This is a genomic window from Frigoribacterium sp. PvP121, from assembly GCF_017833115.1.
Lineage (GTDB): Bacteria > Actinomycetota > Actinomycetes > Actinomycetales > Microbacteriaceae > Frigoribacterium > Frigoribacterium endophyticum.
Map to the genome: position 1 here is coordinate 2,136,636 of NZ_JAFIBR010000001.1, position 13,983 is coordinate 2,150,618.

Below are 13,983 nucleotides of genomic sequence, written 5' to 3' on the forward strand. Positions count from 1 at the left end.
GTGCTCCTCCTCCTTCGCCGCCGCGACGAGTCCTGACCCTGGCCTCCCTCGTCGCGGAGTTCGCCGTCGGCCGACCAGCACGCGAAGACAGCCCCTCCCGGGGCGAGAGAGACCTGAGACCATGAAGAACGCACAGCAGCCCTCCGGCATGCCGATCCACAAGTACCGTCCGTTCCACGAGCAGATCGTCGTCGACCTGCCCGACAGGACGTGGCCCGCCAAGCGGATCGAGCAGGCCCCGCGTTGGTGCGCCGTCGACCTCCGTGACGGCAACCAGGCGCTGATCGACCCGATGAGCCCCGAGCGCAAGCGGATCATGTTCGACCTGCTGGTCGGCATGGGCTACAAGGAGATCGAGGTCGGGTTCCCGAGCGCCTCGCAGACCGACTTCGACTTCGTGCGCAGCCTCATCGACGAGGGCGCCATCCCCGACGACGTCACCATCCAGGTGCTGACCCAGGCGCGCGAGCACCTCATCGCCCGCACCTACGAGTCGATCGCAGGCGCGAAGCAGGCGATCGTCCACCTCTACAACAGCACGAGCGTCCTGCAGCGCGACGTGGTCTTCCGCACCGACCGCCAGGGCATCGTCGACATCGCCCTCGAGGGCGTCCGGCTCTGCCGCGAGCACGAGGCGACGATCCCCGAGACCACCGTCTTCTACGAGTACTCGCCCGAGAGCTACACCGGCACCGAGCTGGAGTTCGCGCGCGACATCTGCAACCAGGTGATCGAGGCCTTCGACGCGACTCCTGACCGCCCCGTGATCATCAACCTGCCGGCCACCGTCGAGATGGCGACGCCGAACGTGTACGCCGACTCGATCGAGTGGATGCACCGCAACCTGGCGCGTCGCGACAGCGTCATCCTGTCGCTGCACCCCCACAACGACCGCGGCACCGGCATCGCCGCCGCCGAGCTGGGCTACCTGGCCGGCGCCGACCGCATCGAGGGCTGCCTCTTCGGCAACGGCGAGCGGACGGGCAACGTCGACCTCGTCGCCCTGGGCATCAACCTGTTCACGCAGGGCATCGACCCGCAGATCGACTTCAGCGACCTCGACATGGTCAAGCGCACCGCGGAGCACTGCAACCAGCTGCCCGTCCACGAGCGCAGCCCCTGGGCGGGCGACCTGGTCTACACGGCCTTCTCCGGCTCGCACCAGGACGCCATCAAGAAGGGCTTCGAGGCGATGGCCGCGACCGCCGCCGAGCGGGGCGTCGACGTCGACCAGCTGGAGTGGGCCGTGCCCTACCTGCCGGTCGACCCGAAAGACCTCGGCCGCAGCTACGAGGCCGTCATCCGCGTCAACTCGCAGTCCGGCAAGGGCGGCGTGGCCTACCTGCTCAAGGCCGACCACGCGATCGACCTGCCCCGCAAGCTGCAGATCGAGTTCAGCGGCGTCGTGCAGTCGCGCACCGACGCCGAGGGCGGCGAGATGACGAGCGCGCACATCTGGTCGATCTTCCAGGACGAGTACCTGCCCGCCGACGACGCCGACGAGAAGTGGGGCCGCTTCGAGCTGACCCGCACGGGCACGTCGAGCGACATGAGCGGCGAGACCAGCCTCGACGTCGAGCTGCGCGTCGGCGACGAGCGCCAGCTGACGACCGGTCGCGGCACCGGGCCGATCGCGGCGTTCCTCTCCGTGCTCAGCGAGCACGGCGTCTCGGTGAAGTTGTACGACTTCGTCGAGCACACGCTCAGCGCGAGCGGCGACGCGCAGGCCGCGGCCTACGTCGACCTCGACGTCGACGGCACGCGCCTCTGGGGCGTCGGGATCGACGCCGACAGCTCCACCGCGTCGCTCAAGGCGATCGTCTCGGCCGTCAACCGGGCCATCCGCCAGACGTCGGAGACGCGCGAGCTCGCCGCCGTCTAGCCTCGGCGGCTCGTCTCGCACGTCCCCCCGTCGGCAACTCCTGCGCACCGTCGTCGAGAGCTGTGCCCGAGCCCCTGGCGCGCCACGGGGCAGGAGTTGCCGACCGGGGGCGTCGTGCACGGGGGCACGTCGCCGAGCCGAGGCAGCGCCGCCGCCGGCGCGACGCGCGTCGGCGCCCCCGCCGGTGCGACCCGCGTCGGCGCCCCCGCCGGTGCGACCCGCGTCGGCGCCGCCGCCGGTGCGACGCGCGTCGGCGCCGCCGCCGGTGCGACCAGCGCCGCCGCCGGTGCGACGCGCGTCAGCGCCGCGCCTGCCCGTCCGTCCCGCGCGCTGGGCTCGAGCCGTCGGCAACTCCTGCTCGGCGTCGTGCCGGCGGCTCGGCGACGCGGTCGCGGGGCGACGCGCAGGAGTTGCCGACAGGGCGTCCGCGCGGCGGCGAGGGCCGGTGAGGAGGGCGCAGACGCGAGCAGGGGCAGCCCCCCGCGGGCGAGAGGAGGCGCGGGGCAGCTCAGCGAGGCCGGCGCCAGCGGGGCAGACGGCTGAGCGAGCGCTGCTCGGGCAGCGTCCAGCCGAAGCGCACGGCCAGCAGCCGGATGACCAGCGTGACCGACGTGCCGATGACGGCGGCGGCGGCCGCAGGCACGCCGAGCGAGACCAGGCTGACGAGCACCACGGTGCCGCCCGCGGCCGCGACGGCGTAGAGCGACCCCACGTGCATCATCGCGATCGTGAGGTTCATGAGCACGTCGCGCAGCACCGACCCGCCGACGGCGGAGATCACCCCCACGAAGATCGCGGGGATCTCCGGCAGGCCGAGCGACAGCGCCTTCGTCGAGCCGATCGCGCCGAAGAGCCCGATGGTGAGGGCGTCGAGGGCCGTGATGACGCTGGCGAGCCGGTGGAAGAGGCGCTGCAGCGCCATGCCGACGAGCGCCGCGGCGACCGCGACGAGCAGGTACCAGTTGCTCGCCATCATGCGCGGCACCTGCCCGAGCAGGACGTCGCGGAGGATGCCGCCGCCGAGCCCCGTCGCGATGCCGATGATCGCCACGCCGAGCAGGTCGAGCCGGCGGTCCTTGAACTCGGAGGCGAACATCGCGCCCTGGAGGCTGCCCACGCCGACGGCCAGGAGATCAGCCCAGAGGGGGATGGCGAAGGCCGTGGCGTGCATCCGACGTTTGTACCACGCGTGGGATCATGGGTCGGTGCCCGTCTACCGTGATGAATGCGTCGTGCTGCGCACCCACAAGCTGGGTGAGGCAGACCGCATCGTCACGATGCTCAGCCGCCAGCACGGGAAGATCCGGGCCGTCGCCAAGGGCGTCCGTCGCACCGCGTCGAAGTTCGGTGCCCGTCTCGAGCCCATGATGGTCGCCGACCTGCAGCTCTACGAGGGCCGTTCGCTCGACATCGTGCAGCAGGCCGAGTCGCTCGGCTCGTACGGCGCCCTGATCGCGAGCGACTACGCCAGCTACACCGCGGGCAGCGTCATGGTCGAGACGGCCGACAAGCTGACGGAGGCGGAGGCCGGCCTCCAGCAGTACCTCCTGCTGGTGGGGGCGCTGCGGTCGCTCTCGCGGCACGAGCACGCGCCGCAGCTGACGCTCGACTCGTACCTCCTGCGGGCCCTCAGCGTCGCTGGCTGGTCCCCGAGCTTCGGGGACTGCGCCGTCACGGGTGCACCCGGGCCGCACTCGGCGTTCGTCGTCCAGCTCGGCGGGGTCGTCGCGGACTCGCACGCGCCTCCCGGGGCTCCGCGCCTGTCGCGCGACGCGCTCGGCCTCCTGGGCGCGCTGCTGACGGGCGACTGGGCGACCGCCGAGGCGGCGGGCGAGGCGACGCGCAACCAGGCCAGCGGCGTCGTCGCGGCCTACACGCAGTGGCACCTCGAGCGCGGCCTCCGGTCGATGCAGCACCTCGACCGTGAGCCGGGGCGACCGCAGCTCTCGGCCGGGGTCCGCGCGACGGCCGCGGCCGAGGCGGCTGCACTCGCGGCGACCGTCGTGCCCGTGCCCGTGCCCGTCCCTGTGCCCGCCGTCGACCCGACCACCCCGACCCCGCACGCCCCCGGAGGGACCCCGTGAAGAAGACCCACCGCGACGCCGTCGACTTCCGCCCCCTCGACTGGACGGGCCTCTACCCGCCCGAGCTCCCCGCCGCGGCCGTGCCCGAGCACGTCGCCATCGTGATGGACGGCAACGGCCGCTGGGCCAACGGCCGCGGCCTGACCCGGGTGGAGGGCCACAAGGCCGGCGAGGCGAGCCTGCTCGACGTCGTCGCGGGCGCGATCCAGCTGGGCGTCAAGCACCTCAGCGTCTACGCTTTCTCGACCGAGAACTGGAAGCGCTCGCCCGACGAGGTGCGCTTCCTGATGGGGTTCAACCGCGAGGTGCTGCACCGTCGACGCGACCAGCTCAATGCCTGGGGCGTCCGAGTGCGCTGGGCGGGTCGGAAGCCGCGGCTGTGGGGCTCCGTCATCAAGGAGCTGCAGTTCGCCGAGCAGCTCACCCGCGACAACGACGTGCTGACCCTCACGATGTGCGTCAACTACGGGGGCCGCACCGAGATCGCCGACGCCGTCCGTGAGATCGCCGAGGGCGTCGCCGCCGGGCGCATCAAGCCGTCGGGGGTCAGCGAGAAGCTGATCCAGAAGCACCTCTACACGGCCGACCTGCCCGACGTCGACCTGTTCGTCCGCAGCTCGGGCGAGCAGCGGACGAGCAACTTCCTGCTCTGGCAGTCCGCCTACGCCGAGATGGTCTTCCTCGACACGCTCTGGCCCGACTTCACCCGCGAGGACCTCTGGGGCGCCGTCACCACCTACGCCCGACGGGCGCGCCGCTTCGGCGGGGCCGTCGACGCCCCCGGTGAGGGCGCCTGAGCCTCAGAACTGGACGTTGGCCCCGAGGAAGATGCGCTCGGCCGGCCACAGGAACTGCAGCGTCAGCGGCCCGTCGGTCTGGCGGTGGAACCAGGCGTTGCCGAAGACGACCTGCTCGCCGGGCAGCAGGTACCACGACGTCGCGTCGGCGGGGAACTGCGTCGCGAGCTCCGTCGACCAGCCCTGGCTCGTGATGAGGTCCTGCCCGGCGAAGGTGTCCTGCTGGGCGAGGTCGTTGCCGTACGACGAGTAGTCGGCGGAGAGGTCGGTGAGGTCGAGCCGGCGCTGCGAGGCGTTCGACAGCACGTAGACGGTCGCCTCGACGGTCGTGCCCGCCGGGTAGGGGTCGGTGCCGTCCGGCCGCGCGAAGATCGACGGCTCGGTCGTCGTGAGCTCGCCGACGCCGTAGACGTAGATCGTGAGGTCCTTGTAGTTGACCTGGTTCAGCAGCGCGCCCCCGGGCACGAGGTCGTCGGCCGCCGAGCCGCCGCCCGTGCCCGGCGCGCCGGTCACCTGGGGCTGCGGGACGCCGGAGGAGCCCTGCCCGGGGTCGGACCCCGACGCCCCGGACGAGCCGTCGGCGGGGCGGAGCGTGTCGAGGTCGGCGTAGCACCCGGTCAGCCCCAGGAGGGCCACGGCGAGCACGGCGGCGGAGGCGAGCGTTCTTCTCGACACGGGGCGGGCACCTCTCGGAGGGGACGCCGGGCGGGCGGCACGGCGGGCGGATCGCCAGCCTAGCCGGGGCCCCCGACCCCGGCGGGGGCAGCGGGGGCCGGAGCGGCCTCGGACACCAGCACGCCGCGGAGCCCGTGCGCCCCGGGCTCGACCGCGTGCAGGGCCTCGGCCAGCAGCCGCACGCTCGGCACCCGCCGGGCCCCGCGTCGGTGGACCACGGAGATCACGCGCGCCATGTCGCGGGGGAGGGGCACGACCCGGACCCCGTCCGGCACCGCGGCGGCCTGCAGCGAGAGCCCCGGCAGGAGGGCGACGCCGAGCCCCGACGCGACGAGGCCGAGCACCGCGAGGGCGTTGTCGGTCTCGAGCACGATCTCGGGCTCGAAGCCCGCCGACGCGCACGACGCGAGCAGGTGGCCCCGACAGCGCGGGCACCCGCCGATCCAGCGCTCGGCCGCGAGCGACCCGAAGTCGCCCCCGGGCTCGAACGCGTGCGCGCGGGGCACGACGAGGACGGTGTCGTCGACGAAGACCGGGTGCTCCCGCAGGGAGTCCGGCAGCGGGGCCGGCGAGGTCGCGCCGGCCCCGGCGTGCCCGAAGACGAGGGCGACGTCGGCGAGACCGTCCCTGACCAGGGCCAGCGCCTCCGGCGGTTCGGCCTCGACGTAGTCCACCCGGAGCCCGGGGCGGCTGCGGCGGAGCGCGGAGAGGACCTCGGGCACGAGGGTCGAGGAGGCGCTGGGGAAGCCCGCGAGGCGCACCCGGCCGGACGTCGCCCCGCCCAGGTGGTCGAGCTCCTGCCGTGCGGCGTCGAGCGCGGCCTGCACGTGCACGGCGTGCTCGGCCAGACGGCGACCGGCCTCGGTGAGGGCGACCCCGCGGCCCGACCGCAGCACCAGCGGGTGGCCGACCCGCGCCTCCGCGCGTCTCAGGTGCTGGCTGACGGCGGGTTGGCTGTAGCCGAGGCGGGCAGCGGCCGCGGTGATGGTGCCCGTCTCGGCCAGGGCCCGTACGACACGGAGGGTCTGCAGGTCGACGTCGTCGTTCATGGCTCGACCATAACTCTCGGTTATGGATCGAGCGCGGAGCTGGCGGTTGTCGTGACGGAGGCGGGTCGTCACCCTGGAGGCATGACCGCACCCGCCCGCACCCTCCCGGCCCCGACCGGCGCCCCGCTCTCCGTCGCGGACCTCGCGGGGCAGTTCGCCCGCGGCACCGGCTACCTCGCGGCGTGCACGATGGGCCTGCCGACGGCGGCGACGCTGGAGGCCCAGCAGCGTGACCAGGAGGCCTGGCGGACGGGCCGCCGGTCGCCCGTCGACTACGGGGCGGTCGTCGAGGAGTCGCGGGCCGCGTGGGCCCGGTCGGTCGGCGTCCCGACGTCGGCCGTCGCGATCGGCTCCCAGACGTCGGTGATGGTCTCGGTGGTCGCCGCGGCCGTCCCCGACGGCGCCGAGGTGCTCTGCGTCGACGGCGACTTCAGCTCGATGGTGTTCCCGTTCGTGGCGCAGGCGCACCGGGGCGTCACGGTGAGGAGCGTGCCGCTGGCCGAGCTCGCGGAGAGCGTGGCGGAGCGGACCGCCGTGGTGGCCTGGTCGGCCGTGCAGTCGGCCACGGGGGAGGTCGCCGACCACGCCGCGGTGGTGGCGGCCGCGGCCCGGCACGGCAGCCTCACCGTCTGTGACCTGACCCAGGCCGCCGGCGTGCTGCCGGTCGACGCCGCGACCGTCGACGTGACGGTCTGCCACGCCTACAAGTGGCTCTGCAGCCCCCGCGGCGCGGCCCTGGCGACGTTCTCGACGCGGGCCCTCGCCGAGCTCCGGCCCGTCCAGGCCGGGTGGTACGCGGGGGAGTCGGTGTGGTCGTCCTGCTACGGGCCCGAGATGCACCTCGCGAGCGACGCCCGGGCGTTCGACGTGTCGCCGGCCTGGCAGGCGTGGGCCGGCGCCCTGCCCGCCCTCGACGCCTTCTCCCGGCTCGACGTCGCGGAGGCCTGGGCCCACGCGAGCGGGCTCGGCGACGAGCTGTGCCGGCGTCTCGGCATCGCCGAGCAGGGGCAGGCGATCGTCACCTGGCCCGACGCGGAGGGGCGCGACGTCGCCGCGATGACCGCGGCCGGCCTGACCGTCTCGGGGCGCGCCGGGCGGGCGCGCGTGGCCTTCCACCTGTGGAACGACGGCGACGACGTCGAGGCCGTCGTCCGGGCGCTCCGGCCCTGAGGCTCCGACCTCGGCCGCGGGCCCTCCGCGCCGGGGGCCTCCGGGGCCGGGGGCCCGGCGGCTAGAGTTGCCGGGTACCTCGACCCACCGGGCACCCAGCTCGGCCTGACTCTCTGGAGCATCACACGTGGCAGCACCCAACCGTCTCGATTCCGTCATCGCCCTGGCCAAGCGCCGAGGGTTCGTCTTCCAGTCGGGAGAGATCTACGGCGGATCGCGGTCGGCGTGGGACTACGGCCCCCTCGGCGTGGCCCTGAAGGAGAACATCAAGCGCCAGTGGTGGCAGACCATGGTGCAGGGCCGTGACGACGTGGTCGGGCTCGACTCCGCCGTCATCCTGCCCCGTCAGGTGTGGGAGGCCTCCGGCCACGTCGAGGTCTTCAGCGACCCGCTGGTCGAGTCGCTGCACACCCACAAGCGCTACCGCGCCGACCACCTGCTCGAGGCGTACGAGGCCAAGCACGGCCACCCGCCGGAGAACGGCCTGGCCGACGTGCGCGACCCGGAGACCGGCCAGCCCGGCTCGTGGACGGAGCCGCAGAACTTCTCCGGCCTGCTGAAGACCTTCCTCGGCCCGGTCGACAACGAGCAGGGCATGGCGTACCTGCGGCCCGAGACGGCCCAGGGCATCTTCACCAACTTCGACAACATCCTCCAGTCGTCGCGCATCAAGCCCCCGTTCGGCATCGGCCAGATCGGCAAGAGCTTCCGCAACGAGATCACGCCCGGCAACTTCATCTTCCGCACCCGCGAGTTCGAGCAGATGGAGATGGAGTTCTTCGTCGAGCCCGGCACCGACGAAGAGTGGCACCAGTACTGGATCGACCAGCGCTTCCAGTGGTACGTCGACCTCGGCATCGACCCCGACAACCTCCGCCTCTACGAGCACGCGGCCGAGAAGCTGTCGCACTACTCGAAGCGCACCGTCGACATCGAGTACCGCTTCCGCTTCGCGGGCGGCGAGTTCGGCGAGCTCGAGGGCGTGGCCAACCGCACCGACTACGACCTCAAGACGCACGCCGCCGCCTCCGGCAAGGACTTGTCGTACTTCGACCAGGCGAAGAACGAGCGCTGGACGCCCTACGTCATCGAGCCCGCGGCGGGCCTCACCCGCTCGCTGATGGCCTTCCTCGTCGACGCCTACACGGAGGACGAGGCGCCGAACGCGAAGGGCGGCGTCGACAAGCGCACCGTCCTGAAGCTCGACCGCCGCCTCGCGCCGATCAAGGTGGCCGTGCTGCCCCTGAGCCGCAACGAGCAGCTGTCTCCGCTCGCGCGGGGCCTCGCCGCCGACCTGCGGAAGTACTGGAACATCGACTTCGACGACGCCGGCGCGATCGGCCGCCGCTACCGTCGCCAGGACGAGATCGGCACGCCGTTCTGCGTCACGGTCGACTTCGACTCCCTCGACGACGACGCGGTCACGGTGCGCGAGCGCGACACGATGGCCCAGGAGCGCATGCCGCTCTCGGCGCTCCGCGGCTACCTGGCGGAGCAGCTGCTCGGCGCGTAGGCCTCCGGCACGCCGAGAGGGCCCCGACAGCGCGTGCTGTCGGGGCCCTCTCTCCGTCGTGATCTGCGCCTGCGCCGCATCCTGGCCTGGGGCGCGCCCCCGAGTCCGAGCCTGCGGCCTGCACCGGCGGTGTCGTCGCTCGTGACGGCCCCGAAGTCCGTGCAGAGGGCCGCCCTCGTCCCCGGCCCGCAGCGCGTCCTCCGCGCGTGGTCGACGACTCCTGCTCGGTGTCACGACGCGGCGGCCCAGCCGTCCCGGCCCGCGGCGTACAGGACGAGCCGACCGCCGCGCGGCGTGAGCGGCAGCGGACCGTCGACGCCGGTCAGGAGGCGTCCGGGTACTCCGCCGCGCCCCGTCTCCGCCTGGTGCGGCTGGGCGCCGACCCCCGCCTCCCCCCCCTGGGCGTCTCCCCACCGTTCGCCGCCGGTGCCCCGGGTGCTCAGGTCGGGAACTCCTGCCCTGTGTCTCCGGCGCGCGCTCCGCGGCTCGGCCCGCGACAGCGCGCAGGAGTTGCCGACCGGTCCCAGGGAGGTGGAGGCCTGCGAGCATGGCGGAGGGTGCTGCCCGCGTCGACCCGGGCGTCGACGGCAACTCCTGCCGGGTGTCGTCACCGCGCGCTCGGCGCCTCGGCCCACGACAGCACGCAGGAGTTGCCGACCGGCCCCAGAGCGACCGCAGGCTGAGGCGGTGGCGTCACCGGCTGCGCGACCGGCGGCGACGCCGTCGGCGGAGGCGCCGTCGGCAACTCCTGCCGGTCGACGTCGGCGGGGGCGTCGAGGCGCGTCCCGCCGCAGGGAGCAGGAGTTGCCGACGGTGGGCTGGTGAGCGAGTGGGGTGGGGGAGAGCGGAGAGCGAGACGGCGCGAGGGGGAGGCGCGGAGAGCGCGGGAGGGGGAGGCGCGGGCGGCGCGGGCGGGGACGGGAGGCGCGGCGGAGCGTGTGAGGGGGAGGCGCGGGGAGCGCGTGCGGGGACGGGAGGCGCGGTGGGGCAGGTGCGCCGGTGCGGGACGCCTCCTCCCCAGCGGCCGCAGGGGGAGTCCTGTCCACGGGAGGGCGGGCGCCGTCGTGGGCCTGCCCTCGCGGAGCAGCAGGATCGGACCATGACGACGATCCGAGAGCTGGTGCACGACGCCGGCGGACTGCTGCACAAGCGTGACCTGGTCGCGCACGGTGCGTCCGACCGTCACCTCACCGCCGCCGTCCGCCACGGGGGAGTGCTCCGGCCCCGCAGGGGGTGGTACTCGACGTGGCGTCCGACCGACCCGCGGTTCGTCGCGGTCAGCGTGGGGGGCCGCCTCGCGGGGGCGTCGGCGCTGGACCTCGAGGGAGCCTGGGCGTGGCGGCCGCCGTCCCAGGTCGTCGTCTCCGTGCCGCGTACGGCGTCACGGCTCCGCCGCAGGCCAGGCACGAGGGTGGTCTGGGACGGCCCCGCCGTGTCGGCCCGCGGCACGACCGCCGTCGTCCACGTGCACGACGCACTGGCGCGAGCCGTGGTCGAGGCCGGCTCGTTCGAGGTCGCCGTCGCCTTGGCCGACTGGGCTCGACGGGCCGCGGTGGTCGACCGGGTCGACGTCGAGCCCGTGCTCGGCGCACACCGGCGCGACGCGGCAGGACTCGCGGCGTGGAGCGACGAGGGTGCCCAGAGCATCATCGAGAGCGTCGTGGGCACGCGCCTCCGCCTCCGAGGTCGACGGGTGGCTCGGCAGGTGGTCGTGGGCCCCCTGGGGGAGGCGGTCGACCTGACCGTCGACGGGCTCGTCGGTCTCGAGACGGACGGCCGAGAGCACCACGAGGGACGGTTCGAACGCGACAGGTGGAAGGACGGCCTGACAGCCCGGGCCGGGTACCTGCCGCTCCGGGCGAGCTTCCTCGCCGTGCGCCACCGGTGGGCCGAGACCGAGGCCGCCGTCGACGCGATGATCAGCACCGCGGGCGGCCCTGCCCCCAGCCGACGGCCCGCGCCGGGGCTCCCACGGCTCCTGGCTGCCCGGGGCAGACGGTCCTGGAGGCTGTCCCGGGAATGCCGGGGGCGCGGCCGGACTTGGCTCCAGGCGTGACCGACTCGACCCCCGCCTCCCTCGCCCCCGCCCCCCGCGACCCCGTCGTCGTCGACGTCTGGAGCGACATCGCCTGCCCGTGGTGCTTCATCGGCAAGCGCAAGTTCGAGGCCGCGGTCAAGCGTTTCGACGGCGACGTCGTCGTGGAGTACCACTCGTTCGAGCTCTCGCCCGACACCCCCGTCGACTTCGAGGGCGACGAGATCGACTTCCTGTCGAAGCACAAGGGCATGCCGGCCGACCAGGTGCAGGGCATGCTCGAGAACGTCGCCGGGATCGCCGCCGAGGTCGGGCTCGCCTACGACTTCGACGCCCTGAAGCACACCAACACCGTCAAGGCGCACCAGCTGCTGCACTTCGCGAAGGCCCGGGGGCGCCAGCTCGACATGAAGGAGCGCCTCCTCTCGGCCTACTTCGAGGAGGGGCGTCACGTCGGCCGGGTCGAGGACCTCGCCGACCTGGCCGCCGAGATCGGGCTCGACCGCGATGAGGTCGTCGCAGCCCTGGAGTCGGACGCCCACCTCGCCGACGTGCGCGACGACCAGCGGCAGGCCCAGGCCTACGGCATCTCGGGGGTCCCCTTCTTCGTCCTCGAGGGCAAGTACGGCATCAGCGGCGCCCAGGCGCCGGAGACCTTCCTCGGGGCGCTGCAGCAGGTCGTCGCCGAGCGCGGCGCGGCTGCGGCGGCCCCTGCCGTCGGGGTCGACCGATGAGCGCCGCCTTCACGATGCTGGGCGACGCGGACGCGCTGGCCTGCGAGGGCGACTCGTGCCTCCTGCCGGCCGTCGTCGCCGACGTGCACGCGGCCACCGCGAGCGGCCAGGCACCCGCCCGAGCCGTCGTCGAGGCCCTCGACGAGGGCCGCCAGATCTGAGGCGACCCCCGACCTGCACGCCCCGGCGACCCCCGCCGCAGCCCGTCTCGACGGCGGGTGCCCGACCTCAGTCGCTGATGTCCGCCACGGTCGCCGACAGGCCCGCGACGAGGGCGTCGGCGTCGACGAGGGCGCTCCGGCCGTGGACCCCGGCCCCGAGGGCGACGCGGAGGCCGAGGATCCGCTCGTCGGCGAAGACCGGCCACGAGGTCGAGCTGCCCAGCGGAGTGATGGTCCCGCGCTCGTAGCCGGTGGCCTCGAAGGCAACCTCGGGCGAGGGCATCGACAGCTTGTTGACCCCCACCACGGAACGCAGCTTGCTCCACGAGATCTGTCGGTCTCCCGGCACGAGCGCGAAGAGGAACGTGCCGTCGTGCCGCTTGACGACGAGGCTCTTCACCACCGACGAGGCATCGAGGCCGAGCAGGGCCGCGGCCTCCTCCAGGCTCTCCGCGGCGGGCCGCTCGACGACCTCGACGGCGAGGCCCAGCCGGTCGGCCGCGGCCGACACCCGGTCGGCGCCGGGAGCTGCGGGGGAGCCCCCGTCGCCCCGTCCCTCCCCGACTCCACGCCCCTCCGACCCGTCCACACCCGCTGCCGACCCGACTGTCGCGCCCTCGTCGCTCATGGGAGAATCGTACCGATGTCCACCACCACCCTTCCTTCCCCCGGCCTCTCGATCGGACCGATCGACGTGGCCTCGCCCGTCGTCCTCGCCCCGATGGCCGGCATCACGAACACCGCCTACCGCCGCCTCTGCCGCGAGTACGGCGCCGGTCTCTACGTGAGCGAGATGATCACGAGCCGCGCGCTGGTCGAGCGCACCCCCGAGTCGATGCGGCTCATCCAGCACCACGAGAGCGAGACGCTCCGCAGCATCCAGCTCTACGGGGTCGAGCCCAACACCGTCGCCGAGGCGGTCACGATGCTCGTGGCGGAGGACCGCGCCGACCACATCGACCTCAACTTCGGCTGCCCGGTGGCGAAGGTGACCCGTCGGGGCGGGGGAGCAGCACTCCCCTGGAAGCTCGGCCTGTTCCGCGAGATCGTCGAGCGTGCCGTGCGCGCCGCCGGCGACGTCCCGGTCACGGTGAAGATGCGGAAGGGCATCGACGCCGACCACCTGACCTACCTCGAGGCCGGTCGGGCGGCCGAGGGCGCGGGCGTCGCGAGCATCGCGCTCCACGCGCGCACCGCCTCCGAGTTCTACTCCGGCACGGCCGACTGGTCGGCCATCGCCACCCTGAAGGAGACCATCAGCAGCGTGCCCGTGCTGGGCAACGGCGACATCTGGTCGGCGGCGGACGCCCTGCGCATGGTCGACGAGACCGGCTGCGACGGCGTCGTCGTCGGCCGGGGGTGCCTCGGGCGACCGTGGCTCTTCGGCGACCTCGCGGCGGCCTTCCGCGGCGAGGACGCCAAGGCCGAGCCCACGCTCGGCGAGGTCGCCGCCGCCTTCCGGCGTCACGCCGAGCTGCTCGTCGAGTTCTACGACGGCGACGAGCCGCACGCGTGCCGCGACATCCGCAAGCACGTCGCCTGGTACTTCAAGGGGTACCCCGTCGGCGGCGAGACCCGTGCCAGCCTGGCAGCGGTCGAGTCCCTCCAGCAGATGGACGACCTGCTGTCGACCCTCGACGGCTCGCAGGAGTACCCGGGCGAGGCCGCCGAGGGCCCCCGCGGCCGAGCCGGCAGCCCGAAGCGGCCGTCACTGCCCGACCGCTGGCTCGAGAGCCGCGAGCTCGACGTCGCCTTCAAGGCCGAGCTGGCCGCTGCCGAGCTGCACCACAGCGGCGGCTGAGGCGTGTCGATCCGCGTCGCCCCGCACCTGCCGGCCCGCACCCGTCCTGTCGTGCCCGCCCGCGACTCCGCCCGCCTTCCTG

General features: G+C 73.7%; 13 protein-coding genes. 9 read left to right on the forward strand and 4 right to left on the reverse strand.

Going from position 1 to position 13,983, the window contains the following annotated elements; translation table 11 throughout:
* The first annotated feature begins 121 nt into the window (after positions 1 to 121).
* Positions 122 to 1,882: a 2-isopropylmalate synthase gene (gene leuA, locus JOE43_RS09950; protein WP_209517428.1), complete on the forward strand. Its 1,761-nt coding sequence runs from the start codon at positions 122 to 124 to the stop codon at positions 1,880 to 1,882.
* 508 nt (positions 1,883 to 2,390) lie between these two features.
* Here leuA and JOE43_RS09955 read toward each other — a convergent pair.
* Positions 2,391 to 3,053, reverse strand: a complete 663-nt coding sequence (locus tag JOE43_RS09955; RefSeq protein WP_056054235.1) for a trimeric intracellular cation channel family protein — start codon at positions 3,051 to 3,053, stop codon at positions 2,391 to 2,393.
* Between the two features lie 34 nt (positions 3,054 to 3,087).
* On the opposite strand from JOE43_RS09955, the gene recO reads away from it, so the two are divergent.
* A complete protein-coding gene (recO, locus tag JOE43_RS09960; RefSeq protein ID WP_209517430.1) occupies positions 3,088 to 3,966 on the forward strand; it encodes a DNA repair protein RecO in 879 nt (292 codons plus the stop codon).
* The gene (locus JOE43_RS09965; protein ID WP_209517432.1) at positions 3,963 to 4,763 is read left to right on the forward strand and encodes an isoprenyl transferase; all 801 of its coding nucleotides are present in this window, start codon (positions 3,963 to 3,965) and stop codon (positions 4,761 to 4,763) included. The genes recO and JOE43_RS09965 overlap by 4 nt, the downstream gene beginning before the upstream one ends.
* 3 nt (positions 4,764 to 4,766) lie before the next feature.
* Here JOE43_RS09965 and JOE43_RS09970 read toward each other — a convergent pair whose 3' ends face one another.
* Together JOE43_RS09970 and JOE43_RS09975 are read right to left on the reverse strand one after the other, a co-directional pair.
* Entirely contained in the window at positions 4,767 to 5,438 is a 672-nt protein-coding gene (locus tag JOE43_RS09970) for a hypothetical protein (RefSeq protein WP_209517434.1), read from the reverse strand.
* 59 nt (positions 5,439 to 5,497) lie between these two features.
* Entirely contained in the window at positions 5,498 to 6,487 is a 990-nt protein-coding gene (locus tag JOE43_RS09975) for a LysR family transcriptional regulator (RefSeq protein ID WP_209517436.1), read from the reverse strand.
* Positions 6,488 to 6,568: 81 nt separating this feature from the next.
* Here JOE43_RS09975 and JOE43_RS09980 point away from each other — a divergent pair, with 81 nt between their 5' ends.
* The 5 genes from JOE43_RS09980 (at position 6,569) to JOE43_RS10000 (ending at position 12,100) form a co-directional block, all read left to right on the forward strand.
* Complete coding sequence (locus tag JOE43_RS09980; protein ID WP_209517438.1) at positions 6,569 to 7,657, forward strand: aminotransferase class V-fold PLP-dependent enzyme; 1,089 nt, start codon at positions 6,569 to 6,571, stop codon at positions 7,655 to 7,657.
* Between the two features lie 127 nt (positions 7,658 to 7,784).
* Entirely contained in the window at positions 7,785 to 9,170 is a 1,386-nt protein-coding gene (locus JOE43_RS09985) for a glycine--tRNA ligase (protein ID WP_056054249.1), read from the forward strand.
* Between the two features lie 1,099 nt (positions 9,171 to 10,269).
* Entirely contained in the window at positions 10,270 to 11,226 is a 957-nt protein-coding gene (locus JOE43_RS09990) for a hypothetical protein (RefSeq protein ID WP_209517440.1), read from the forward strand.
* Positions 11,223 to 11,939 carry a DsbA family oxidoreductase gene (locus JOE43_RS09995; protein ID WP_307803316.1) on the forward strand — a complete coding sequence of 239 codons (717 nt, stop codon included), beginning with the start codon at positions 11,223 to 11,225 and terminating at the stop codon, positions 11,937 to 11,939. Before JOE43_RS09990 ends, JOE43_RS09995 begins: the two co-directional genes overlap by 4 nt.
* Positions 11,936 to 12,100: a hypothetical protein gene (locus JOE43_RS10000; protein ID WP_167259043.1), complete on the forward strand. Its 165-nt coding sequence runs from the start codon at positions 11,936 to 11,938 to the stop codon at positions 12,098 to 12,100. Before JOE43_RS09995 ends, JOE43_RS10000 begins: the two co-directional genes overlap by 4 nt.
* A 67-nt stretch (positions 12,101 to 12,167) precedes the next feature.
* Here JOE43_RS10000 and JOE43_RS10005 read toward each other — a convergent pair whose 3' ends face one another.
* Complete coding sequence (locus JOE43_RS10005) at positions 12,168 to 12,728, reverse strand: aminoacyl-tRNA deacylase (protein ID WP_209517443.1); 561 nt, start codon at positions 12,726 to 12,728, stop codon at positions 12,168 to 12,170.
* Between the two features lie 15 nt (positions 12,729 to 12,743).
* Between JOE43_RS10005 and dusB the strand changes: the two genes are divergently transcribed.
* A complete protein-coding gene (gene dusB / locus JOE43_RS10010; protein WP_056054265.1) occupies positions 12,744 to 13,901 on the forward strand; it encodes a tRNA dihydrouridine synthase DusB in 1,158 nt (385 codons plus the stop codon).
* The last annotated feature ends 82 nt before the right edge of the window (positions 13,902 to 13,983 follow it).